The following is a 23,410-nucleotide window of genomic DNA, read 5'->3' on the forward strand; positions in this document are numbered from 1 at the left end:
GCTTAGTGCTCGCGTGCGGCGGGCGAGTCGGAATGCGGTTGGCCGTCGACCACGGTGGACATGCTCAATTCGGCACGACCGCGCACCGGACGCCGCCGCTCACATGTCACGTACCGTGACGCCCGGTCGGCGGCATATCCGGATACCTGTGAGGTGCACTGCTTCAAGACGGACGGCGGCGGGTTGCCGCGTGTGGGTGATTCACGCTGGACCGCCTGGAGCGTCAGGCAGCGCGAACCAGCGGCCTTCAACCACCTCGCGTAGGTGACCCTCGCCGGCAAGATGGGTACAGGCCGCGTCGATGTCCTCATTGCTGTAGCCGTCATCTGCGGCTTCGTCGAGGAACCAGCGAATGCGCCATGCATCGAACGCTTCAACCTCGCGCCCGAGCAAGGGGTCGGTGACCAGGTCGACGTCGACCTCCCTGCCATCAGAGCTGATCATCCGGCACCCCGCGCCGTGGACGGTGTACTCGATTCCGCTACGGGTGACACCTTCCCTGGGCAACTCTCGACGCGAGCGGACCGCTGCCAGAAGGTCCGCGATGTCCGCGACGGGGAACAAATCGGCGAGCAGCTGACCACGTATCTCGCGCAGGGCAGCGGCGAAGCGCAGCACAGCGCCAACCGACGGAAGGTCCCGGGCCATGCGGCCCAGTATGAGTGTCCTCCCACGCCCTCTGGCGGACCGACCACGAATTCCGCGTCGCCGCCACGTGTGATCATCTCGCCGGGCACTGGGCATCCGCTGATCGGGGCCCGGGGGGTGCCCCCGGGGTATCCAGAGAGCAGTACACGCGGTTCGGCACCGCCACGTTCGCCGTGGGTGTGGGATCGACGGCCAGCCGCCGCGTTGCGGAGCCAAACCCCGCCGCTACCCACGGGGTAACGACCGAGCTCCTGGCGAATGTCTGCGGGCCGAACATGTAGCTCTCATGACGGAAGTGCACTCAATTCGGTATGACCGGCCGCCGTGCCTCGTCACGAAGCGCCCGCAGTGGGTCCGCATGCGCGGAGCCGAGATCCGCGTGGTCATGACGGCGATGCCGCTGCCTGGGCCTCGGGTCATCCGAGTGCCTTGGCGGTGATCTCCGCCGGTGTGAGGGTGGCGTCGATGGAGGTCAGCTTGCCTGATGCGCGGTAGTGATTGAGTGTGGCTGCCGCGGCTGGTCGGTAGGACTGTAGGCCCGCGGTGATGCGGTCGGGGTTGTCGTCGTGGCGCTGGAACAGTTCGCCTCCACAGCGGTCGCAGACGCTGGGGCGCGCTGGGGCAGCGAACTCGGTGTGCCAGGTTCTGCCGCAGCCGCGACAGGTGCGACGGCCGGCCAGGCGGCGAACGACCTCGGCGTCGGGCAGGACGAGGTCGATTGCTCGGTCGATGAGTGTGCCGAGGTCGAACAACACGGCGTCGAGCGCCACCGCGGTGACGGCATGGTTGGGGAAGCCGTCGAGGACGAAGCCGGCGGCGACGTCGGGCTGGGTGAGGCGGTTACGGACCATGGACAGGAGAACATGGTCTGGTACGAGTTCACCAGCGTTCATATGCTTTAGGGCCTGGAGCGCGGCAGGGGTTTTCGCCCGCATCTCGGCTTGGACGGCGTCCGCCAGACTGAGGCAGGGAACGCCGAGACTCGCGGCGATGGAGCCGGCGATAGTCTCCCGACCAGAGCCGGGTGGTCCGAGAACGGCCAGGCGCATCGACGCAGCCTATCGTTGTAGCCGCGAAGGGTGAGGGTGTCGGATCACGCACGGCCGGGTAGCGACGGCGTATCGCTGCTGCCGCCGCCCCTCAGAACCAGGGTGTGAGCCGGTGGTGTCATGGTGATCCATTGGTCAGCAAGAGCATCAGGATGTCGCCGCGGTGCAGGTATGTGGCAGTGTCGTTCGGGCCGCCGTCGAAGTAGGCGGCGTCTGATTGCGGCGGCTGGTCGCTGTAGTAGCCGGTGAGGTACATGAAGTCTGGGTGCACAGACCAGCACGACCAGCCTTCGCCGCCGGCGGCCGGCCTGTCGTGGTCCAGCCAGTTCAGGAACTCGTCGATGACCTTGTCGGCGTGTGCCGCGTCGAGGTGTCGGCGGTATGGGCTGAAGGCCGTGCGCAGCATCCACGACAAGCGGACACGGAAACCTGCCATGCCCAGTTCGGTCAGCTTGAGGGTGGTTGCGTCGGGAACCAGTCGGCCGGACTGCAGATTGTCCCAATGACGGGCGCGGTCGGCGGCGCGCACCATGTCCGGAAACAGTGGGCCGTGGACGAACGCCTCCAGCACCGACAGCCGGTTGCCTGGGGTGATCGGTTCGCCGACGCGTGCTTTGAGTAGCAGGGTGTTGCTGTTCATCACCTCATCAACCGCGGTCAGCAACGCATCGACCGCAGGGACATCAACCTCGGGTAACAGCGAACGCACCAGCCCATCTAACCTCGGCCAGACCCAGGTCTGGGCAGTCGCACACGAGTAGCTCCTCCGGTTGCCGCGCACACTCGGCGGCATGACAGGCGCCGGCTCTTCACCGTGTGCAGGCACGCGGTTACGGGGTTAGGGTGAACGCGTGACGGTCGACCTCTTCGCGGGGCTCCCGGTGAGCGACTACCAGCGCGCGCTCATTTGGTACGAGCGGCTGCTGGGCTCCGAACCCGCGTTCCTCCCGAACGCGACGGAGGCGGTGTGGGAGCTTGCCAAGCACCGATACCTCTACATCGAGGAGCTGCCCGAGCGCGCCGGCCATGCACTGCACACCGTATTCGTCGACGACCTCGATCAGCGGGTCGAGAGCATCGCCGCCCGAGGGATCAAACCCGCCTCGCGCGAGACGTACGGGAACGGTGTGCGCAAGGTGATCTACCGCGACCCCGATGGTAACGAGATCGGCTTCGGCGGCGCCCCGGTCGAGTGACCGGCGCGTCCTGACCGCGGCCATGAGCGGTGAGGACGTGCGCGCGGAGCGGGACTGGCGTATACCGTGCAGCGGCGGAGCGCGTTGCGGTGCTCGCACGGGGGCGCAAGCGGACACGGGCCTCCCGCTGAGCGTGGAGGCCGGCCTCACCTACGGCCGACCTGCCCGGCTATGGGACCGACCGCAGCGGCTGCTGCCGCGCTGGTAGCGTGTGTTTGCATTCCAGCCAGCCCGCCGTGGCGGAGTGTTTTAGGAGCAACGCGTGGCCGTGATCCTCCCCGAGGTTTCCCGCACCCTCAACGAGTACCTGCTCGTGCCGAACCTCACCACCGAGGACTGCACCCCGGACAACGTCGACCTGTCCACTCCCATCGTGCGGCACCCGGTCGGCGGGTCCTCGCCGCTGCGCATCGCTGTACCGCTCGTCAGCGCGATCATGCAAGCGGTCTCCTCGCCCCGCCTCGCCATCGCGCTCGCGCAAACCGGCGGGCTGAGCTTCATCCACCAGAACCAGACCGTCGAGGCGCAGGCTGAGTCCGTCAGCACGGTCAAGCGCCACAAGGCGGGCTTCCGGCACTCCGACATCAACACGAAGCCATCCGCGACGCTCGGCGAGGTCAGCCTTCTGCTCAAGGCCGCCGAACGGGACGTCGCGGTCGTCACCGACGACGGCACCGCGAGTGGCCTGTTCATCGGCCTGATCTCCACCGCCGACTTCCATCCCCAGCGTCACGACCTCAACGGCACGGTCGAGTCCCGGATGCGCCCGGCCAACGGTCTGGTCACCGCGCCACCGACGATTTCACTGTCCGACGCGAACACCCTCATCTGGGACCACCGCCTCGACCTGCTGCCGATCGTCACCGCCGACGGTCACCTCGCCTCGATTGTGCTGCGCCGCGACTACGAGCTGCACAAACAGTTCCGCAGCGAGTCCATCGACGACGATAAGCGGTTCCGGGTCGGTGCCGGGATCAACACTCGCGACTACCGCGACCGGATCCCCGCCCTCGTCGAGGCTGGCGCGGACGTGCTGTGCATCGACTCCTCCGACGGCTACTCGGTCTGGCAGCAGAAGACGTTGCAGTACGCCATTGGTGAGTTCAACGGCACTGTCCCGGTCGGCGCAGGGAACGTCGTCGACGGCCGCGGATTCCGGTACCTCGCCGATGCCGGTGCCGCGTTCGTCAAGGTGGGTATCGGCGGCGGGTCGATCTGCATCACCCGCGACCAGAAAGGCATCGGCCGGGGGCAGGCTTCCGCACTGATTGACGTGGTTGCCGAACGCGACCGGTACGCAGACGAAACCGGCATCTACGTGCCGATCTGCTGCGACGGCGGTCTCCTCGCCGACTACCACATGGCGATCGCCCTCGCCCTCGGCGCCGACTTCATCATGCTCGGGCGCTACTTCGCGCGATTCGACGAAAGCCCCTCCAATCTCGTCAATCTCGACGGGCAGATGTTCAAGGAATACTGGGGTGAAGGGTCCCAACGGGCCCGGAACGTCGCCCGGTACGACCAGGGCGAGACCGAGCTGCCGTTCGAGGAAGGCGTTGACGGCTACGTGCCGTATGCCGGCAGCCTCTACCCCAATATTGCCCGTACGGTCGCGAAACTGCGCGCCACCATGGTGAGCTGCGGTGCCATCACGCTGCCGGACTTTCACCGCGACGCGATGCTTGTTCAGGTGTCGCAGCAGAGCTACGAACAGAATGGCGCCGAAGTCCGGTTGCGCAGCGGCTCAGGCGGCAGCGGACAGTAGAAGGCCGCCCCGTCATCCGCTCGGGCAGCCTGGGCACTGGATCCGCGTTCCCAGGCACGGCACCGCGCTTCATCGCCGTCTCGGCGACGCATTAGCGCTCGGTCCATTGCCCGGGGTGCCGCCCGGCTCAGTCGTCGGCGGCCCTGCGTGGCGGGGCTTGGCACGCACACACGCATGCGTTCACCTCGGCGGTCGGGCGACGCGTTCACATCGGCACGTCCGCGCGCCACCCGTCAGCCGGCTGCGCTCCACCACGCGCGTCTGCGGCAGGTCAGGGCGTCGCGGTGAGAGGTTTGTCCATGGATGCGGGGACTGTCTTGAGCCGCTGCAAACGCGCTGGGCGTTCCTGGCTGTCGACCGGCCGGTACGCTCGCCGCTGTGACTGACGCGCCAACAATCGGCAACGGTGACGAGGCTCCCAGCACAACGCTGCTAGAACGTGTGCTGGCTGAGGCTGCTGAAGTTCTGATCATCGAGGCATCCGTTGACGAGCTCGACCGGCCCGACGCGGCTCGGATTGTGGTGTCGGGCAACGAGGTTGCAGAGCTGACTCCCCTGCTGGCTGTCGTTGACGGCGGCACCGGAGATCACTGTCGGTGCATGGGATGGCCGACAATCCTCGTGTCGGATGCCGCCGGCCGCGAGATCGCCCGCTGGACACTGCATCATCAGACCGCTATTAGCGGCCTCGGAAATTGCGATGCGGACCTCCGTGATGGCCCTGGCCTGACCGCCTGGCTGGCTGACCGAGGGCTGACCGGATCGCGCGAGGTCCAGCAGTTGTTGGCCCGCCAAGCGGCTGAGGAAGAGGCGCGCCGCGTCCAGTGGGTGAAGGCAGCGCCGCCAGCTCTCGCCGAGGCCGCCGAGGCGGCGTCGCGCCGAGAAACCGGCGCGGAGGAAAGGCTTGCCGACCTGGTATCCCGGCGATACCCCGATGCCATCGAGCGCATCCGAACGCTGGTGGCGTGGGCTGGCTTTCCGCCTCGCCACACGACCACGATGGGTGGCACACCGTGGTACGAGCTGGCGCCCGCGCGCATGCTGGTGGCCGAGCCAACCGAGTCGATCTTCAACGCGTTGACGTCGACATCGTTGACTCCGAACCAACTCGATGGTGCCGCAGAGCTGTTTACGTCCCTTGAGTGGATTGGTTCGCAGCGCGCCGACATTCCCGAGTCGCTGAGGTCTGCGCTGATCGCGCACATGACGGCGACCGGGACCGATCCCATGAAGTTCCGGATGCGCCATGGATACGGCGCGGAGCGAACGGAGTGACGCCGGTCGGCGCGCCGCAGGGGCTTTTCCCTGACCGATGGGCCCGGCGCCGCACACTCAATTCGGCTACTTGTCGAGAGTCACGTCGGCATCGACCGTTGCCCGCCGCAACCCACCACGGTCAACGCAGCGATGCGTCCGCCCGTACTCTGCTTCGGTGCACCTCACCTCAACTGCGCCCCGCCCTCGCCGGCATCGGCACGCAGAACCAGCACCCCTCAGGGTGATCGCCGGATTCCTGGCCACGCTGCTGCTCGCCGGCTGCGGGCTCGTCGCTCGCCCCCGCCCCGCCGCCACACTGCGGTTTGAGTTCGCGGCCACCACCGGGGACGGGTACATGAACCAACTGCTCACCATCTACAACGACAGCACCCAAATGCTTGCCCCGACACTGGAGTTCACGGCGCTCGACGCCACCCGAAGCCCGCTACCGACAGTAAAGGTCACCACGGTCTACGGCAGCGACCTGGGCAAGCTGGTCGTCCCACCGGGCGGTGGCGTCGACGTGCTGATCTTCACAGGCGAGGGAGCCCAATTGGCCGAGGATGTGGTCGTGTCCGTGCGCGCCACGGAGACGGTCAAGGCCCCAGCCGTCCATGTCGAGCCCGTTGTCACCCCCGTGGACGAATCCGGCCATGTGCTCGACCGCAACAGCCGGTTCACGGCCGTGTCGCTACGCAATGACGACAGCGAACACATGAGCGTCCGGCTGGTCTACATCATCTGGACCGATCCCGAGAGAGATCAGCGCCAGCAGGCCGATCAGGTCGTACCGGTCGGCGACCTGATAGTCGTACCGCCCAAGCAGACCACTCTGGTGCCGGTGGCCGGCGAGGCGCGGACCGCCATGGCGGGCGCTGCAGGGCGCTTCCCGACAAGCATCAAGGCGTACCTCTCCCGGTAGCCAGCAAGCCGCTTCGACGGCCTCGGATCGACCGAAGAAACTCGGCTACGTCAGTACGTCGGCGCCTATTGTGGAGTTCTCGGTCTCGCGCCACTCGTACTCGGGACTGACAGCCTTGCAGTCAGGGCCGTGTACGCCACACACTCGCATCGGCACCCCCGCGCGTCGAGCGTTCGGCACGTCCATCACTCACGTGTCGATCCGCGGTAGATGTGCGTGCCGCGTCAGCAGACCCAGCAGTAGAGGGAGTTCCTGCTCCGCACCGCGTCAGCCGCCAGTGCCGCCACCTCTCCGATGAGCTCACGGGCAAGCTCGTCGTCGATGGCTTCACCCTCCTCGGCCCGCAGCACGCTCCACCGCTCTGCCAGTCCGCCAAGCGCCTCGGCGTCAGCATCAGCCAACGCCTCTGTGAGATCGCGAGAGACGAGCAGGACCAGAGGGCTATCGCTGCCGGCGACTACGTCCGGGCCTCCCGCAGCGGTGGGTTGTTCAAGCTCCCGGTCCGTCAGAAGGCTCTCCCACTCCTCGAGCGTCGACCAGACGTCGAAGTTGCCGTAAGTCGCCGACTCGAAATCCTCACCTGGCCCGCTCCCGACAACACCGCTCGCGATCGTGTTGTCGCGCGCAGCGAAGAACTTGATGATCGAACTCACGTCGTCATTATCGAGGCTTGCCATCGGGGCACCCTTGGCAGCTGTGGCGGGGTGATCAACCGGCGCGCACGACCTGCGGCTAGATGTGTGCACGTGCGGTCTCCGTCGGCGACGCCTTCAAGCAGGGTGTCGTGGGCGCGTTGCCGCAACGACGAAGGTCCCGCCCTCGTGTCGTTGCGCTGGAACCGAAGGCGGGGCCGTGCACGGCGTCAGGGCTTGATGAGGACCTTGAGGCTCTTGCGGTCGTCCATGTCCTGGTAGCCGGCGGGCACACCGTCGAGGTCGGTGGTGGCGTCGAAGACCTTGCCGGGCTCGATCGCGCCGTCGAGGATGTCGGGCATCAGTTCCTCGATGTATGCGCGCACGGGTGCGGGGCCGCCGGCGAGGATGATGTTGTGGCGGAAGAGGCTGGCGAAGCCGATGGGGGCGTTCTCGTACTGGGGGACGCCGACGCGGCTGATCACACCGCCGGGGCGGACGACGCCGATGGCCTGTTCGTAGGCGGGCATGTAGCCGACGGCTTCGAGCACGGCGTGGGTGCCGTGGCCGCCGGTCAGTTCGCGGACCTTGGCAATGCCCTCGTCGCCGCGTTCGGTGACCACGTCGGTGGCGCCGAACTCGATGCCCAGGTCGGTGCGGGCGTGGTGGCGGCCCATGAGGATGATCTGCTCGGCGCCGAGGCGCTTGGCCGACAGCACGGCCAGGAGCCCGACGGCGCCGTCGCCGATGACGGTGACGGTGCTGCCCTTGCGCACGCCGCCCTTGACGGCGGCGTGGTAGCCGGTGCCGAAGACGTCGGCCAGGGTGAGCAGGGACGGGATGAGCGCGGAGTCCGCGGCGACGGGCAGTTTGACGAGGGTGCCGTCGGCGAGGGGGATGCGGATCGCTTCGGCCTGCCCGCCTTCGCCGGGGATGCCGTCCAAGAAGTTGGCCTGGGGGTGGGAGCAGGAGGTCTGCAGGTTCTCGCGGCAGAACTGGCAAGTGTTGTCGGAGATGGCGAAGGGGGCGACGACCAGGTCTCCGCGCTTGAGGGTGGTCACCTCGGAGCCGGTGTCCTCGACGATGCCGATCAGTTCGTGGCCCATCCGTGCCGGGCCGGCCTCGCGGGGCATCGAGTGGTACGGGTGCAGGTCGCTGCCGCAGATGCAGGACGCGGTGATCCGCACCAGCGCGTCGGTGGGCAGCTTGATCGTGGAGTCCGGGACGTTCTCAACGCGGACGTCGCCGGCACCGTGCATGAGGGTTGCGCGCATGATCTTCCTTTCCTTCGACTTCTTTGTGGGGGTTGTCAGATGGCGGCGCCGGCCCCGGCCAGCGCGTTGGTCGTCGTGGCGTCGCCCGGTTCGGGCGTACGCGCGGCGCGGCGGCGCGCGATGAGTGCCAACGCCACCGCGGGGACCACCGCCAGGACGACGATGACCAGGCCGACCGCGGCGGGGCCGGCGGCTCCGAGCGTGGAGGCCAGCGCCAGACCGGCGATCCAGGAGCCGACGGCGGTACCGGCGTTGAACGCCGACACGGTCAGCGCGGATCCGAGCGTGGGAGCCCTGCCGGCGAAACGCACGGCGAGGGCGATCAGTACCGGGTTCGCGCCCAGCCCGAAGAACCCGAGCAGCACGACGACACCGGCGGTCAGCCACGGCATATTCGATGCCAGGCAGATCATCCCAAGCAGGATCGCGGTGGCGACGGGCGCCACAAGCGTGACCACGTGCGGGTGAGCGTCGCCGTGACGGCCGGCGACCAGGGAGCCCACCAGGGCACCGACGCCGAACCCGACCAGCGCCAGCGGCACCAGTCGTGTCGGCACACCGGCCTGGTCGGTGAGCAGCGGCGCGATGTACGAGTAGGCGGCCAGGACGCCACCGGTGGTCGCCGCGCAGCCGGCCAGTGCCAGCCACAACCGGCCGGACCGCAGCCCGGCCAGTTCGGCGCGCACCGATACCGACCGTGTGTGTCCCTCCTCGTGAGGAACGTGACGGGCAATCAGAGCGGTAGCAGCCAGCGCCAGCATCGCGAGGGCCCAGAACGTGCCCCGCCACCCGATAAGTTGCCCTGCGAACGCGCCGAGCGGAACACCCAGCGCCGTGGCGAGCATGCCTCCGGCGTTCACCAGGCCCATGGCCCGCGCTCCACGCGCCGGCCCCGCGACGCGGGTCGCGACCACCGCGGCCAGCGCCCAGAACGCGCCGGTGGCGAACGCGGTGATCAACCGCGCCAGCAGCAGCACCGCAAAGCTGTCACCAACTGCCACGACGATGTGGCCCACCGCGAAGACCGCCAGCGCGAGGATCAGGGCCACGCGCTGCGGCAGCCGCAGCGTGAGCATCGCCATCAGCGGCGCACCGACGATCATCCCGATCGCGAAGACCGTGATCAGCAGACCGGCATGGGCGACACTGACCTGCAGGTCACCGGCGATATTGGGCAACACACCCGCCACGATGAACTCGGTCGTGCCCATCAGGAACGTCCCCAGCGCGAGAACGTAGATCAACAAGGGCAGTGCAGCGGAACGGGCCGCGCTTGCGCCGGCCCGGGAACCGCCGTTCAGGGGAGTTGTTTCGCCCTGCATACATGAACTCCTGTGCAGCTTCGGAAGCGTCTTCGCATCCATTTGAGCGCCGCACCCGGGCATGAAAAAGGTGGCGTTTATGGGGGGTACAACCTCTCCCCCCGCAAACAGGCTTGGCCCGGCTTACCGTGGGAACATGCCCGACTCGGCCGATAATCGCACCACTATTCGTGACTTCCTGATCAGCCGCCGCGCCAAGATCAGCCCCGAGCAGGCAGGGCTGCCTGCCGGTAGCCGGCGCCGGGTGCCCGGCCTGCGCCGGGAAGAGGTCGCCGTCCTCGCCGGCGTCAGCACCGAGTGGTACACAAGACTGGAGAAAGGCCACATCAGCGGAATCTCCGAAGACGTCCTCGACGCCGTGGCCCGAGCCCTGCACCTCGACGAGGAAGAACGCACCTACCTGTTCGACCTCGCCCACGCCGCCCGGCCGAAAGCCCGCCGAAATCCCCGACGCACTGAGGCGAAGGTCGAACCCCACCTGCAGTGGCTGATCGATTCCATCACGATGTCGGCAGCATTCCTGCGCAACGGACGCCTCGACGTGGTCGCCAGCAACGCGCTCGCCCGCGCACTGCACGAACCCATGTTTACCAGCGACACCACCACGGCCAACGGCAGAGCGAACTTCGCCCGCTACCACTTCCTCGATCCGGCATCACAAGACTTCTTCGCAGACTGGGAAGCCGGCGCCGCCGCGACCGTCGCCCTACTGCGCGCCGAGGCCGGTCGACACCCCGACGACCGGCTGCTGCGTGAACTCGTCGGCGAGCTCTGCACCCTCAGCACCGAATTCCGGGCGATGTGGGCATCACACGACATCCGCATCCGGCACGAAGGAGTCAAACGTCTGCAGCACCCCGTCGTCGGCGCACTCGAACTGACCTACCAGCCCCTCGTACTGCCGGCACCGTCGCGCGCCGTCCACGAGCTGACCGTGTACACCGCCGAGCCTGGAACCATCCACGAAGAGCGGTTGAAAATCCTCGCCACCTGGTCCGCGACCGCCATCGCAGAAGCCGCCCACCGGTCTGACTGACGACATAAAGCACCGGCTACAAGAACCCGGAGAAAGCTGCATCCGCTGGCGACCGCGGCACTCCGCATGATCAGGTGCACGCTCATCGACACGTCCGCGCGTCGCCACCCGTCAGCCGGCTGCGCTCCACGACGCGCGGCATGCGGCAAGTGAGGACGCCTGATCATGCATGTCGGACGGGGCTTCCGGAGGTTGGTCCGCGATGGCGCAGCTGACGGTGACGGTCCAGGTCGTCGGCAACCTGCTGGTGTTCGCGGCGCTGGGTTCTTCGCCCCGCTGCGGTTCGCGGCGTTTGCGTCGGTACCGCGGATTCTGGCGCTCGCGGCGGGCTGCTCGGTCCTGGTCGAGGCCGCACAGTACGTCCTGCGGCTGGACCGGACGTCCTCTGTGGACGACTCACTGCTCAACGGTGAAGAGGTCCTCGCCGCTGATCACGAGGCACCCGAACATGTCTTCGAGAACAGCTCGTTGGTGTTTCGCCAGCGGATTTACGAAGACCGCAACCCCGACCTCCGCGACCCGGCACGCTTGCGCGATTTCGCGTGCTTTGCCGGGGCTGATCAGCGTACGCCGCGAGAACGACTCGGTCATCCTGGCCGCGCCGCCGTGTGAGACACCCCGCCGTTGGACGTGCCGGCCCACTACCCGCCCACCATGTGCCTTCACCAAAGCCGCCAGCAGATCGAGCTTCGCGCCGACCGCCTTATCCTTCGCAGAGAACAGGCCAACGAGCACCACGTCGGCGCCCGCCAGCATGGAGACCGGTGGCCCAGTCGGATCCCGCCGCACGGGAGCATGGTGCCAGACGCCTCACCGGCATCCGCCCGTGCTCACGCGAGGAGGCGCTGGAGTGGGCTGCCAAGTTCGCTGTCGCCTGCCGCTGCGCGCAGGAGGTCAGGGAAATCATGTTCGACCCGCTCGTCTGATCGAAGGAGACCCGCCCCGGCCAGTGCAAGGTTTGCCTTGGGCGGCTCCAAGCATCACAGGCCGCTCATCGGCATGTTCGAGCGTCGGCCGCGCCGATTCACCGTATCGCTGAGTAGCGCGCGGATCGCGGATGCGCGGACGTCCCGAATCAGCGCCCCCGTCTGCCACCATGGGCTCGTGGACGAGCAGATCACGCCGATCCGTCGCACCAACAACGCTGAAGCTGCCGTGGCCTGGTATGCGAGGCCGGGCTGGCTCATACCAAAAGCGGTCGGTGCGCTGCCGACCAAGTGGCTCGCCCACCCCGCCCGCACCGCGAACGTGACCATCCCTACCGTTCTCGGCGAGGAAGTTGCGTCGTGAACGCCGACGCGATCAGACTTCGCCGCGGCCAGCACCGGCAAGGAGCGGACGTGCTGATCGCGAGCCACGCCGCCTACCCGGCATTCCGCCACGTCTTCCCTGACCCTCGGCGCCGCTTGCAGGCACTGCGTCCCTTCTTCGAAGCCACCGTGCGCGACGCGATCCCATTCGGCTCCGTGTACGCCAGTATCGATGCCGGCGCAACGGCCGCCGTCGCGGTCTGGCTGCCTCCGGGCGCTTTCCCCTGGACCGGCACCCGGCAGGCGCGCGCCGTGCCGACACTCATCCAGACCATGATCGCCGCGCCCCGGTCATTCCCCGCCTTCATGCGCCTTGGGTCCAACGCCGCGCGCGCACACCCCACCGAGCCGCACTGGTACCTCGTCGTGCTCGGAGTACGTCCGAGCCACCAGGGCCACGGCCACGGATCCCGGCTCGTCGCCGCGGGACTTCGACATGCCGACCGCGCCGGCACCGCCTGCTACCTGGAGACCTCCGACCCGGACAACGTGGCGTTCTATGAGCGGTTCGGCTTCACCGTCGTCGACGACGCGTTGCCCCTCGTGCCCGGCGGCCCGACCCACATCGCAATGCGCCGCCCACCGGTCAGGTAGCGACCGGCACGTCATGGTTCGAGCGCTTCGCAGCGTCCGCCCTGGCGCCTGGTGAGCGGGGCCCACCACCCGTACGAGCCGGTACTTCCATGCCAAAATCCGGCATGACGATTCGCCGTGCCGTGCCCGATATCACCACCGCCGACCCGGTCGCGAGCAGCAGCTTCTACCAGCTTCTGGGCTTCCGCGAAGAGATGAACCTGGGCTGGGTGGTCAACTTGGTCTCACCGTCCAACCCCACCGCCCAGGTCATCCTCATCACCGAAGATGCAGCGGCCTCCGTAAACCCGGACCTCAGCGTGGAGGTCGATGACGTCGACGCCGCCTACGAGGCGGTACGCGCGACGGGCTCAGAGATCGTGCACCCGATTACCGACGAGCAGTGGGGCGTCCGGCGCTTCTTCGTCCGCGACCCAGACGGCAAGGTGGTCAACGTCGTCAGCCACCGCTGACCGGCAGGAGGGCCAACGGCCTACCGTCCCGACGAGCCTCCTCGCGTCTGGCGAGCTGGTGACTCGTGCGGAGCGTGACGTCTCCGCCGGTCAACGAGCGCTCTAGAAGCGGCAGATCAGGAAGCCTGCGGCGGTCGGCCGTGACGGCGAGGCCCGAAGTCGGGCCGGCACCTGCACTGCTGGCATGATCGTGGCCATGTGGTTGGAGACGCGGTGACGGCTACGTCAACTCCTGGAGTGGCGCCGGCACACGGTTCGCTGGCGATCTATCCCGGTACGTTCGATCCGTTCACCCCGGGGCACCGCGACCTTGTGGCCCGCGCCCGGGTGATGTTCGACCAGGTCATCGTGTTGCTGGCGGTGAACGCCGACAAGCGACCAACCGCCGAGGCCACTGTCAGGGCCGCACGCGTGCGTGACGCCTTGCCGGCAGCCTGGGGCAATGTCGAGGTGGACACCTGGACCGGCCTGACCGCCGCCTACTGCGTGCGCCGCGGCGCCACGGTCATCGTCCGCGGCGTACGTAGGGCCGCGGACCTTCGCCAGGAGTATCAGCTCGCTGCGATGAACGAGCAACTCGGCATTCAGACCGTCTGGTTGCCGTCCCGTCCGGAGCTGGCCGCCACTTCGTCCACGGTCGCACGCGAATACCGCTCGGCACGGTGGGGAAGACCACTGCGCCCTCAATCCAAAAATGCTCGTGACGCACCGTAACGCACCGTAACGCACCGTGACGCCCGGGCGGCGGCAAGTGAGTTCACCGAGGCTGGAGCAGCCCACGTTTGGCCATATACGCTCGCAACGTCTCGGCGTCCTCGGCGGACATCAAGCGGCGTGGGATCACGGTGGCCGGCATCCGGCCGACGTACACGATCCAGAATTCAGGGGTGTCCTTTACCTGGGCGACGCCGTCCCAGGCGATGCCACCGGACTCTGAGCCGCTGCGCATCATGATGTTGTCGTCGGTGATGTCGTAGGCGCCCTCGACAGCGTAGCGACTGGAGCGGCGCCGGGCGCGCAACCGCACCAACGGCGCGTACAGCATCGACAGCAGGCCACCCACGACCATCGCCATGCACAGCGGCGAGATCTGGTCGCCCCAGGCGAACCCCCGCGAGACGGCGAAACCGATCGCCCCGACCGCCGCCAGCACCGCGCCGATATAGCCGTACTTGCGCAGCCGAACACTGCTGAGCGCAGCGGCCACGCGGCCGGGGTAGGCGGGATCGGCTGGGACGTCAAAACGAATGTGCACGCCAGAACGATAGTGCCCCCACCCGCCTCCGGGCAGCGCCTGGCTCGCGCCCCGCTGGCCGGATCGTCGGGGGCCGCCCGTTGTCAGCGGCATGACCGTGTGCCACGCGGGCAGCGGCACTAGCGCTCCGCGACGTGGGGTCTTGCTCATGGTTTTCCAGCGATTGCCGGCACCAGCTACAGGTACTACTTGTCACTTTGCGATGTTGTCGGCCGGTTCCGTGGACGGGTGGGGCAGCGGCTACAGGGCGGCTTCCAGCGAGAGGTCGCTGCCGCGCCAGGTGGCCGCCAACTCCTGCAGCGGCAGGTTGAGTGCCTCACCGAGGCAGATGATCGTGCCGAATCCGGGAGAGGGTAGCCGTCCGGTCTCGATCTTGCGCAGGGTTTCCGGCGAGATGCCAGCCGCATGCGCGACTTCCGCTAGGTCGCGTCCCGCTCGCGCATGGCGCAGCAGGGCGCCGAGACGCTTGCCAGCTTCGATCTGCTCAGGTGTGAGCGGTTGGCGGACCATGCTCCCAGGATATGACTGGTATTACTATACCGGCAAGTGCTAGCGTGCCGGTATAACTATACCGGCACCCTGTGACGCGAGGTATTCGTGATTGAACTGAAGACGCCTGCGGAGATCCAACGCATGCACGTGGCCGGGCGCTTCGTCGCCGAGGTGCTCTCCGAGGTCGGCCAGCTCGCCGACGTGGGCGTCAACCTCTTGGACTTGGAGCACCACGTGCGCGGCATGATCAAGCGGCGCGGGGCGGAGTCATGCTACTGGGACTATGCGCCGTCCTTCGGGCGCGGCCCGTTCCGCAACGTCATCTGCCTGTCGGTCAACGACGCGGTCCTGCACGGCCTACCCCACGACTACACGCTGCGTGACGGCGACGTACTCAGCGCGGACCTCGCGGTCCGCGTCAACGGCTGGGTGGCCGACTCCGCGCGCACGATCGTCGTCGGAACCGCCGCCAAAGAGGACCTGCGGATCATCCGCGCCACCGAGGAAGCGTTGGAGGCGGCGATCGAGGTGGCGCGTCCGGGCAACCGCCTTGGTGACATCTCGGCGGCCATCTGGGCGGTAGCCAACGACTACGGCTATCCGGTCAACACCGAGTTCGGTGGCCACGGCATCGGCCGCACCATGCACGAGGATCCCCATGTTTCGAACAAGGGCCGGGCAGGGCGCGGCCTCACGCTCCGGCCGGGCCTGACCCTCGCGCTCGAACCCTGGTTCGCCCGCACGACCGACCGGATCGTCTATGACGCCGACGGCTGGACCATCCGGTCGGCCGACGGCTCACGCACGGCCCACTCCGAGCACACAATCGCCATCACCGAGGACGCCCCCTTGGTGCTCACCCGGCGTGAACAGGAGGACCCCCTAACGAGGGGTGATTCCGCCAGTCGTCTATCCACAAAGGACGCCTAGCACGCCAACGGTGCATTGTGTAGTTGATGTGTCAGCTGCGAGTGCCGTCTCGCTCGGCGGTTCCGCTCGTCGGTGCCGTGAGCAGACTGTAGGCCATTGGCGGCCGGTCAGGTTGGTGTGGATTGGAGGGCGTCGGCGACCGGGCGGCGGGTGGCGGCCAGGGCGGGGATGGCGCTGAGTGCGGCGACGGTGAGCAGGACCGTAAGCACCAGGGCCAGCATCCAGGAGGCGGGTGCATACTGCGGGTCGCCCGTACTGGCGACCAGATACAGCCCGATGCCGGCCGGGACCCCGAGGGCGACGCCGGGTATCGCGGGAAGAAGCTGCGCCACCGCCATGCCCGCGGTTATTTGTCCGGGTGTGGCGCCGAGCGTGCGGGCGACGGCCAGCGGGTGGCGGGCGTCGAGGACCGCGGTCCAGGTGCTCACGATGGCGTTGATGAGCGCGAGGACGCACAGCACGACGATGACGAGGAACATGGCCTGGAGGGTCCGCGCGCTCTGGGGGTTGGTCAGCTCCGATTCGCCGAGCTTGACCCGCGGGTCCTGCGCCAGGCCCATGAGCAGGGCGGCGACCCCGGTCGTGGTGATCAGGGTGTTCACCATGACGAGGCGGGCGCGGCGGGGGCGGCGGGCGTTGATGCGTACCCCGATCAGCAGGGCGGCGGGCATTCGGCGGGACAGCCAGACGCGCCACCGGCGGCGGCGCGGTGGCGTGGCGGCGTCGGCCAGCGCGTGGACGGTGTCGGTGGTGGCGGCGCGTAGCACGGGTGCCAGCGTCGCCACGGCGGCGATCGCGAGGGCGAGGGCGGTGGCGGCGAGCACGGTGCGCAGCGCGGGTGGATGGGTGCCGGTGGAGCCGAGGAGCCCGGCGCCGGGGTTGGTGAGTGCGGGTGCGGCGAGCCAGCCGGCGGCGGCCAGGCCGGTGCCGGCGGCAGCGAGCCCGATGACGAGGTATTCGGCGAGGTGGACGGCCGCGATCATGGCCGGTCCGGCGCCGACGGCCTTGAGAAGTCCGACCCGGCGGCGTTGGTCGACGACGCGGCCGGCGACGATGTTGGCGACGCTGGCCACCGCGAGGACGGTGAGCAACCAGCTGCCGACCAGTAGCGCCAGACGCGCCTGTTTGACGAGCTTGCCGTCCGCGTCGGCGATCTCCATCCAACTGGTGTATTCGATCCCGCCCACGCTCTTGTGGGTAAACGAGGTGCTGGCGTGCGGGTCGGCGTATTTCAAGTTCAGCGTGTACGACAGCGGCCGCGTGCCGGCCAGCGCACTGATCTGGCTACGGTCGACCCATACCAGGCCGGCGAACTCGGTCAGAGGGCTGCCCTCATCAGCGCGCCAGTCGGCGCGCGGGTAGACGGCCCTGGCGGCGGTGACCGCGGTCCCGACCACCCGCAGCGGGTGGCCGTTGATGTCGACGGTGTCGCCGATGTGCACGCCGAGGGCGTTGGCGAAGGTGGGCTCGATGACCACCCCGCCGGGGCGTACCCAGGTGCCGGCGGTCACCGCGGGCCGGTCGAGCGCCGCCGGGGAGTTGTCCCGGCCCGCGACGACCGCGGGCACGGTCTTGCCGCGTGCGGTCAGCATCAGATAGGCGATCGGGTACGGTCCGCTGTGTGCGGTGACACCGGGCGCGGTGGCCAGCGGCGCGAGGGCGGCCAGGGCCTCCGGGCCCGTCGCTCCCGGCATCGCCACCACGTCGGGGCCCGCGGTGGCGGCCCGGGTCCGCTCGTACGGTTGGGCGAGAGCATTGTTCAGGGCGAGGCCGAGAGTCAGCGTCGCGGTCGCGGCGCTGATCGCGAGCAGCAGCAGTACGGTCTCGGTGCGCCGCCGGCGCAGGTCCCGCACCATCAGCCGGCACACCAGCAACAGACGTCCGGCCACCTCAGCGCCACCCGCCATAGACCGTGCCCGTGCCGGCGGTTTCGGCGAGTTGGCTGTCGTCGGCGAACGACCCGTCCCGCATGGAGATCACCCGGTCGGCGACCGCGGCGATGCGCGCGTCGTGGGTGACCACCACCAGCGTCTGCCCCGCTGTACGCAGCTCCTCGAACAACCGCAGCACCTCCAGGGTGGCGGCGCTGTCCAGGTTCCCGGTGGGCTCGTCGGCCAACACGACCAGCGGCTCGTTGCTCAACGCGCGGGCGATGGCGACCCGCTGACGCTGGCCGCCGGACAGCGCCGACGGCAGGTGCTTGGCGCGGTCGGCGAGCCCGACCCGGTCCAGCAGGTGCATGGCCCGCTTGCGGGCCCGGCGGGGAGACCACCCGGCCAGCAACGCGGCCAGCTCGACGTTCTCCACCGCGGTCAGCTCGTCCATGAGGTGAAAGGACTGGAAGACGAAGCCGATGTGGTGGCGCCGCAGCCGGGCCAGGTCGCGTTCGCTCATCCCGTCGATCCGGTGCTCGGCCAGCCAGATCTCGCCGTCGGTCGGGCGTTGCAGCCCGCCGAGCAGGTGCAGCAGGGTGGACTTGCCGCAGCCGCTGGGACCCATGATCGCCAGCGTCTGCCCGGCGGGCACGTCCAGGTCGACCTCGTCGACCGCGCGGACCAGTGCGCTTTCTCGGCCGTACCACCTGGTCACCCCGCGCGCCCTGAGCAGCGCCGACCCGGTCATGCGGCACCACCGGGCATGTCCTCGCGGCCCTCGCTCCGCTCGGTCATCGGCTCCCCTTCCGTTCAGTCCGGTCGCGTTCGGTCCACATCCGTTCGCACGCTTCCAGCCAGTCCAGGTCGGCCCGTAGCCGCAGCACGACCCCTTCCAACAACAACCCGACGACCGGATCCACCGACCGCTCCATCGCAGCCCGCTGGGTATCCCGCAGCCGGCGTAGCAGCTCGCGCCGCTGCGCATCGATCAGGGCCACCGGATCGGCCAGCCGGGCGGCAGCGGCCGCCACCAGCTTGAGATGGAACTCGCTGAGGTCCGGCTTCGGCCAAGTCACCTCGGCCAGCCACGCGGCGACCCGCTGCTGCCCCGCCGAAGTCAACGCGTACACCCGCCGGTCCGGCCGGTCCGGCAGTCCCTCGGCCCGCTGCGAGGTCACCAGCCCCGCCTTGGCCAGCCGGGACAGCGTCACGTAGATCTGCCCGGCGTTCATCGCCTCGCCGAGCGGGCCGAGCGCGCCACGCATCCGGCTACGCAGCTCGTAGCCGTACGCCGGTTCCTTCGCCAGCATGGCCAGCACCACGTCCTGCACCCAGCACACCCTCCGTAGATCGACAATAGATAACCGCTATCCATGACGCTGTCAAATCGGGAGGGGCGTGCCGCAACAGACCCTTGTAGGTTCTCAATCCTGATGGCGGATTCTCATGATCTTGCCGGGCCGCACTGGCGGATCCGCCATGATCATGAGAGTCAATGGGCGTGGCGCTCGACCTGACCGCCAGGAACGGTGCCAGCCCGCACGGGCCCCGCTCAGGGGCGATGCCTAGGGCGTGCCGGGCAGTCGAACCGTGACGAGAAGACCGCCGTTGGGGCTGGGCACGAGGTCGAGGGCCCCGTCGTGGGCGCGGACGATGCTGTGCACGATGGCCAGGCCGAGGCCGACGCCGGGGTGTTCCTCGGTGCGTACGCGTTCCGTTCCGCGCTGGAAGGGTTCGGTGAGGGTCGGTACCAGTTCCGGTGGGAGCCGGCGACCCGTGTTCTCGACCCGCAGCACGCTCGTGTCGCCGTGTGCCTCGGTGTGGACCGTCACGGTGCCGCCGGCCGGGAGGTTGTGGACGATGGCGTTCTGGATGAGGTTCGACACCATCCGCGACAGGAGTTCGGCGGAGCCGCTGGTCGGGGCCGCCCCGCCGGTGACGTCGAGCGTGGTCCGGCGCTGTTCGGCGAGGGGAAGCAGCGTTTCGGCGGCGTCTTCGGCGATGAGGGAGAGGTCGACGCTCTCGCGGGTGAAGTTTCCGCGGTCGCCGCGGCTGAGCAGCAGGAGGGCCTCGGTGAGGTCGATCGCCCGCGTGTTGACGGCGTGCAGGCGTTCGATGAGTTCGCCTCGGTCCCGCGTGGGGTCTTTGCGGGCGACGTCGAGCAGTGTCCGGGAGATCGCCAGCGGGGTGCGCAGTTCGTGGGAGGCGTTCGCGGCGAACCTCTGTTGCTCGGCGACGTGGGACTCGAGTTGTTCGAGCATCGAGTCGAACGCGTCGGAGAGTTCACGGAATTCGTCCTGGCTGCCCTTCATGCGGATCCGATGGGACAGCGACCCCCTCCCTGCCATCCGTGCCGCATCCGTGATCTGTGTGAGTGGTGCGAGCATCCGGCCGGCGAGGATCCATCCCCCCAGGAGGCCGAACACGAGCAGGAAGAGCATCGCCACGGCCGCGGCGGGGGCGAAGGTGTGCACAAGGAGGTAGCGGTTGGGCGAGATCCCGAGAAGGCCCTGGGAGTTGTCGGGTACGTAGCGCAGCAGGAACCCCCACACCACGGCCAGCAGGAGAGCGCCGGCGACGGCGAGGAACCCGGCGTAGCTGAGGGTGAGTTTCAGTCGGGCGCTGAGCCCTGGGCGTCTAGGCATGCGTACTGCCGGGGGCGGTGGTGTTCCTGCCGGGGGTGGCGGCGCCCATACTGGTGTCGATCCGGTAGCCGACGCCGGGCACGGTGGCGATGATCCATGGTTCGCCGAGCCGTTTGCGCAGTGCGGAGACGGTGATTCGCACGGCGTTGGTGAGGGGGTCGGCGTTCTCGTCCCAGGCCCGTTCCAGCAGGTCTTCGGCGCTGACGATCCCGCCCTCGGCGGCGACGAGGACTTCCAGCACGGCGAACTGTTTGCGGGTGAGCGCGACGTAGCGTCCGTCGCGGAAGACCTCCCGGCGGAAGGGGTCGAGCCGCAGGCCCGCGATCTCGCGGACCGGGGGCCGGGCGTACGCGCGTCTGCGGTCGAGCGCCCTCAGCCGCAGGACGAGCTCCCTCAGCTCGAACGGTTTGGTGAGGTAGTCGTCGGCGCCGAGTTCGAACCCGGAAGCCTTGTCGTCGATCCGGTCGGCAGCGGTGAGCATGAGGATCGGGATGCCGCTGCCGGACGCGACGATGCGCCGGGCGACCTCGTCGCCGGAGGGGCCGGGAATGTCACGGTCGAGGACCGCGAGGTCGTAGGAGTTGACGGTGAGCAGTTCCAGGGCGGCGTCGCCGTCGCCGGCGATGTCGGCGGCGATCGCTTCCAGCCGCAGACCGTCACGGACGGCTTCGGCCAGGTAGGGCTCGTCCTCCACGATCAGCACGCGCATACCTGAAGCCTATAATCAGCATAAAATAGTGCCGGCGTGTGCACACCGGGCACGCGACTCAGTCTGCCGGTGCCAGCGCGGGGCGAGGCTGGTCCGACGGCCTCTCCGCCGTAGTGCGCCACCAGCGGCGCGACGCCAGCGCGGCCAGCACGGCGCCGGCGGCGTTGACCAGAACGTCATCCACGGAGGAAACCCGGTCCAGCCGCAGGACGTACTGTGCGGTTTCGACCAGGACCGAGCAGCCTGCCCCGAGTGCCAGGATCCGCGGCACGGACGCCAGCGCCGCGAAACGCATCGGAGCGAAGAACCCCAGCGCCGCGAAGATCAGCAGGTTGCCGACGATCCCGACCGGCCCCATCGTGAGCAGGTCCCGCAGCGGGACCAGACTCACCCGGCCGGGGACGATGCCGGCCCCCGGGCCCGGCATCATGGTCATCCATACGAACGGCACCGTCCCGTAGACCATGCCCACCTCGGCCAGCGACATCCGCCACGCCGATGTGACGCCGGCAGCAGGCCGGCAGCGCGCCAGGGCCCACACCACCAGAGCGGCCAACGGCAGGGCGACCAGCATCATGAGCAGTACCCCGTTGAACGTATCGAAGCAGCCGTGCCACCGCCCGGCAAGGCACCTCGGAGCGGACATCATCAGCGGCCGCCGCACGACGAACGCCGCGCTCGCCAGGCCGACGATCGCCAGGCTGACCAGCACGATCCTGCGCGTGCGGCGGGGCGGTGCTGACGGAGACGCGCTGTGGTTCATGCTCCCATTGGAAACGGAGGGCCGTTGCGGTGGCGTATGCAATTTTGGATACGTCCGCGATACACGAGATCCCCGGCATCGTCGCCTGGCACCTCTGCCGCGACCGGGGCCCGCAGCCGGCTGGCCAGCCTCGTTTTTGATCTTCGCTTTGGCCAAGGGGCGTGCCGGGTCGGGCATTGGCCCGGCCCGGCATCGGTCCGTCGATCAGCCCCGGAAACGACGGAGGCGGTAGTACGCGTACCCGCAGAGAAGCGCCGTGACGAACCCGAACAGTGCCAACTCCCACCACTGGAACATCCAGTAGCGGTCGCCGGGTTGATAGGTGACGACCTGGTGGTAGTCCTCGCCGATCCGCGCTACGCAGTCGTGCATCCGCTGCCGGACGGCTTCCGGAGCCGGGCCCGCCGGACCTCCCGGCCCCTGGCCGAGCGTCGGGCAGGTCGCTCGCAGCACCTGATCGGTGAGCGGCTCTCCGGCGGCGTCGACGATGCGGACGGACTGGATCCAGGCGTTCGGGATGTCCGGCGTGGTCGGTTGCAACGTGCTCGGTCCGACGCCAAACAGGATGTTCCCGCCCGAGCCGTACCCGGTCGTGTCGGGGTCGAGCGGCATGGACACCACGCGCGGGGCGAACACGAGCGGCCGGATCCACTCGGTCACCAGGATCCGGACTGTCAGCAGACCGGCCAGGGTAAGAGCCATGGCCGGCAGCGTCCGGCGAGTGGCCAGACCCGCGGTCACGCCGAACGCGAAAGCGAACAGCGCGTACCCGATCGGCACGATGTCGCGCTGGTCGAATGTGCCGTAGACGGCCGCCGCCGCGTGGTCCAGCGGTGCGGCCCACCACGTGACGAGTGCGCTGAGCAGTGCGGTCGCCACAACGGTCGCGGTGCCGGCGACCACCAGCTTCACCGCCAGCCAGCGGCTCCGGCTGATGCTCTGCGCCCAGACCAGTCGATGGGTCCCGGCTTCGAACTCCCCGGCGATCATCGGCGCACCCCAGAACGCGCCGATCAGCGCGGGTGCCACGGTCACGACGAGACCGAAGACGGTTCGCGCGGCCGTGTTGTCGAGTGCGAACGCGGTGAGGGCGGGGCAGTGGGCGTCCGATCCGCAGGCGTGCTGCGCGGCTGCGGCGGCGTCGGCGAGATGCGGCCGGGTCGCCACGACCACTGAGGCGACCGCGACGAGTCCGACCACGGCAGTCCAGGCCGAGGTCCGGAACTGGCGGAGCGCGAGCCAGATCATGCGACCTCCCAGGTCATCGTGGCGATGGTGAGCAACC

At 68.6% G+C, this 23,410-nt stretch carries 26 protein-coding genes; 10 read left to right on the forward strand and 16 right to left on the reverse strand.

All coding sequences use genetic code 11. The annotated features are described in order from the left end of the window. Window positions 1-201: 201 nt before the first annotated feature. From ACY34I_RS28950 to ACY34I_RS28960, 3 genes are all read right to left on the reverse strand, one after another. Window positions 202-648, reverse strand: a complete 447-nt coding sequence (locus tag ACY34I_RS28950) for a DUF6896 domain-containing protein (protein WP_462758210.1) — start codon at window positions 646-648, stop codon at window positions 202-204. A gap of 416 nt (window positions 649-1,064) precedes the next feature. Continuing rightward, entirely contained in the window at window positions 1,065-1,697 is a 633-nt protein-coding gene (locus ACY34I_RS28955) for an adenylate kinase family protein (RefSeq protein ID WP_148803567.1), read from the reverse strand. 118 nt (window positions 1,698-1,815) lie between these two features. Then, on the reverse strand, window positions 1,816-2,406 hold the full coding sequence (locus ACY34I_RS28960) for a hypothetical protein (protein WP_462758211.1): 591 nt from the start codon (window positions 2,404-2,406) through the stop codon (window positions 1,816-1,818). 142 nt (window positions 2,407-2,548) lie between these two features. Between ACY34I_RS28960 and ACY34I_RS28965 the strand changes: the two genes are divergently transcribed. The 4 genes from ACY34I_RS28965 (at window position 2,549) to ACY34I_RS28980 (ending at window position 6,837) form a co-directional block, all read left to right on the forward strand. Continuing rightward, the gene (locus ACY34I_RS28965; protein ID WP_462758213.1) at window positions 2,549-2,893 is read left to right on the forward strand and encodes a VOC family protein; all 345 of its coding nucleotides are present in this window, start codon (window positions 2,549-2,551) and stop codon (window positions 2,891-2,893) included. A 262-nt stretch (window positions 2,894-3,155) separates the two neighbouring features. Then, window positions 3,156-4,658, forward strand: a complete 1,503-nt coding sequence (locus ACY34I_RS28970) for an IMP dehydrogenase (protein WP_462758214.1) — start codon at window positions 3,156-3,158, stop codon at window positions 4,656-4,658. A gap of 378 nt (window positions 4,659-5,036) precedes the next feature. Continuing rightward, entirely contained in the window at window positions 5,037-5,933 is an 897-nt protein-coding gene (locus ACY34I_RS28975; protein ID WP_462758215.1) for a hypothetical protein, read from the forward strand. 223 nt (window positions 5,934-6,156) lie between these two features. Continuing rightward, window positions 6,157-6,837: a hypothetical protein gene (locus ACY34I_RS28980; protein WP_462758216.1), complete on the forward strand. Its 681-nt coding sequence runs from the start codon at window positions 6,157-6,159 to the stop codon at window positions 6,835-6,837. A gap of 224 nt (window positions 6,838-7,061) precedes the next feature. Here ACY34I_RS28980 and ACY34I_RS28985 read toward each other — a convergent pair whose 3' ends face one another. From ACY34I_RS28985 to ACY34I_RS28995, 3 genes are all read right to left on the reverse strand, one after another. Further along, window positions 7,062-7,514 carry a hypothetical protein gene (locus ACY34I_RS28985; RefSeq protein ID WP_264998685.1) on the reverse strand — a complete coding sequence of 151 codons (453 nt, stop codon included), beginning with the start codon at window positions 7,512-7,514 and terminating at the stop codon, window positions 7,062-7,064. A gap of 185 nt (window positions 7,515-7,699) precedes the next feature. Further along, the gene (locus ACY34I_RS28990) at window positions 7,700-8,743 is read right to left on the reverse strand and encodes a zinc-dependent alcohol dehydrogenase family protein (protein ID WP_462758217.1); all 1,044 of its coding nucleotides are present in this window, start codon (window positions 8,741-8,743) and stop codon (window positions 7,700-7,702) included. A 35-nt stretch (window positions 8,744-8,778) separates the two neighbouring features. Beyond that, window positions 8,779-10,065 (reverse strand): MFS transporter, encoded by a 1,287-nt coding sequence (locus ACY34I_RS28995; RefSeq protein ID WP_462758218.1) that lies wholly within the window; start codon window positions 10,063-10,065, stop codon window positions 8,779-8,781. A gap of 136 nt (window positions 10,066-10,201) precedes the next feature. Between ACY34I_RS28995 and ACY34I_RS29000 the strand changes: the two genes are divergently transcribed. Further along, window positions 10,202-11,101 carry a helix-turn-helix domain-containing protein gene (locus tag ACY34I_RS29000; RefSeq protein ID WP_148804205.1) on the forward strand — a complete coding sequence of 300 codons (900 nt, stop codon included), beginning with the start codon at window positions 10,202-10,204 and terminating at the stop codon, window positions 11,099-11,101. 396 nt (window positions 11,102-11,497) lie between these two features. Here the strand turns inward: ACY34I_RS29000 and ACY34I_RS29005 are convergent, their stop codons facing one another. Then, window positions 11,498-11,890 carry an HflX-like GTP-binding protein gene (locus tag ACY34I_RS29005; RefSeq protein ID WP_462758219.1) on the reverse strand — a complete coding sequence of 131 codons (393 nt, stop codon included), beginning with the start codon at window positions 11,888-11,890 and terminating at the stop codon, window positions 11,498-11,500. Window positions 11,891-12,205: 315 nt separating this feature from the next. Between ACY34I_RS29005 and ACY34I_RS29010 the strand changes: the two genes are divergently transcribed. The 4 genes from ACY34I_RS29010 to coaD all read left to right on the forward strand — a co-directional run bounded on the left by ACY34I_RS29010 (window position 12,206) and on the right by coaD (window position 14,171). Further along, window positions 12,206-12,391 carry a hypothetical protein gene (locus ACY34I_RS29010; RefSeq protein WP_462758220.1) on the forward strand — a complete coding sequence of 62 codons (186 nt, stop codon included), beginning with the start codon at window positions 12,206-12,208 and terminating at the stop codon, window positions 12,389-12,391. Then, complete coding sequence (locus ACY34I_RS29015; protein ID WP_462758221.1) at window positions 12,388-13,005, forward strand: GNAT family N-acetyltransferase; 618 nt, start codon at window positions 12,388-12,390, stop codon at window positions 13,003-13,005. Before ACY34I_RS29010 ends, ACY34I_RS29015 begins: the two co-directional genes overlap by 4 nt. 89 nt (window positions 13,006-13,094) lie before the next feature. Further along, complete coding sequence (locus ACY34I_RS29020; protein WP_462758222.1) at window positions 13,095-13,457, forward strand: VOC family protein; 363 nt, start codon at window positions 13,095-13,097, stop codon at window positions 13,455-13,457. Between the two features lie 237 nt (window positions 13,458-13,694). Next, window positions 13,695-14,171 (forward strand): pantetheine-phosphate adenylyltransferase, encoded by a 477-nt coding sequence (gene coaD / locus ACY34I_RS29025; RefSeq protein ID WP_462758223.1) that lies wholly within the window; start codon window positions 13,695-13,697, stop codon window positions 14,169-14,171. 43 nt (window positions 14,172-14,214) lie between these two features. On the opposite strand, the gene ACY34I_RS29030 is transcribed toward coaD, so the two are convergent. Together ACY34I_RS29030 and ACY34I_RS29035 are read right to left on the reverse strand one after the other, a co-directional pair. Then, a complete protein-coding gene (locus ACY34I_RS29030) occupies window positions 14,215-14,712 on the reverse strand; it encodes a YcxB family protein (protein ID WP_462758224.1) in 498 nt (165 codons plus the stop codon). Window positions 14,713-14,952: 240 nt separating this feature from the next. Beyond that, a complete protein-coding gene (locus ACY34I_RS29035; RefSeq protein WP_148804210.1) occupies window positions 14,953-15,222 on the reverse strand; it encodes a helix-turn-helix domain-containing protein in 270 nt (89 codons plus the stop codon). Between the two features lie 87 nt (window positions 15,223-15,309). Between ACY34I_RS29035 and map the strand changes: the two genes are divergently transcribed. After that, a complete protein-coding gene (gene map, locus ACY34I_RS29040; protein WP_462758225.1) occupies window positions 15,310-16,134 on the forward strand; it encodes a type I methionyl aminopeptidase in 825 nt (274 codons plus the stop codon). Between the two features lie 107 nt (window positions 16,135-16,241). Here the strand turns inward: map and ACY34I_RS29045 are convergent, their stop codons facing one another. The 7 genes from ACY34I_RS29045 to ACY34I_RS29075 all read right to left on the reverse strand — a co-directional run bounded on the left by ACY34I_RS29045 (window position 16,242) and on the right by ACY34I_RS29075 (window position 23,373). Further along, window positions 16,242-18,023 carry an ABC transporter permease gene (locus ACY34I_RS29045; protein WP_462758226.1) on the reverse strand — a complete coding sequence of 594 codons (1,782 nt, stop codon included), beginning with the start codon at window positions 18,021-18,023 and terminating at the stop codon, window positions 16,242-16,244. 1 nt (window position 18,024) lies between these two features. Then, a complete protein-coding gene (locus tag ACY34I_RS29050) occupies window positions 18,025-18,756 on the reverse strand; it encodes an ABC transporter ATP-binding protein (RefSeq protein WP_462758227.1) in 732 nt (243 codons plus the stop codon). 43 nt (window positions 18,757-18,799) lie between these two features. Further along, a complete protein-coding gene (locus ACY34I_RS29055; protein WP_148804214.1) occupies window positions 18,800-19,339 on the reverse strand; it encodes a PadR family transcriptional regulator in 540 nt (179 codons plus the stop codon). Window positions 19,340-19,573: 234 nt separating this feature from the next. Further along, window positions 19,574-20,653 carry a sensor histidine kinase gene (locus ACY34I_RS29060; RefSeq protein ID WP_462758229.1) on the reverse strand — a complete coding sequence of 360 codons (1,080 nt, stop codon included), beginning with the start codon at window positions 20,651-20,653 and terminating at the stop codon, window positions 19,574-19,576. After that, window positions 20,646-21,362 (reverse strand): response regulator transcription factor, encoded by a 717-nt coding sequence (locus ACY34I_RS29065; RefSeq protein ID WP_462758230.1) that lies wholly within the window; start codon window positions 21,360-21,362, stop codon window positions 20,646-20,648. Before ACY34I_RS29065 ends, ACY34I_RS29060 begins: the two co-directional genes overlap by 8 nt. Before the next feature lie 58 nt (window positions 21,363-21,420). After that, complete coding sequence (locus tag ACY34I_RS29070) at window positions 21,421-22,074, reverse strand: VanZ family protein (protein WP_462758231.1); 654 nt, start codon at window positions 22,072-22,074, stop codon at window positions 21,421-21,423. 255 nt (window positions 22,075-22,329) lie between these two features. Next, complete coding sequence (locus ACY34I_RS29075; RefSeq protein WP_462758232.1) at window positions 22,330-23,373, reverse strand: ABC transporter permease; 1,044 nt, start codon at window positions 23,371-23,373, stop codon at window positions 22,330-22,332. Between the last annotated feature and the right edge of the window lie 37 nt (window positions 23,374-23,410).

The sequence above is a fragment of the Micromonospora sp. RTBAU3-60 genome, from assembly GCF_054963695.1.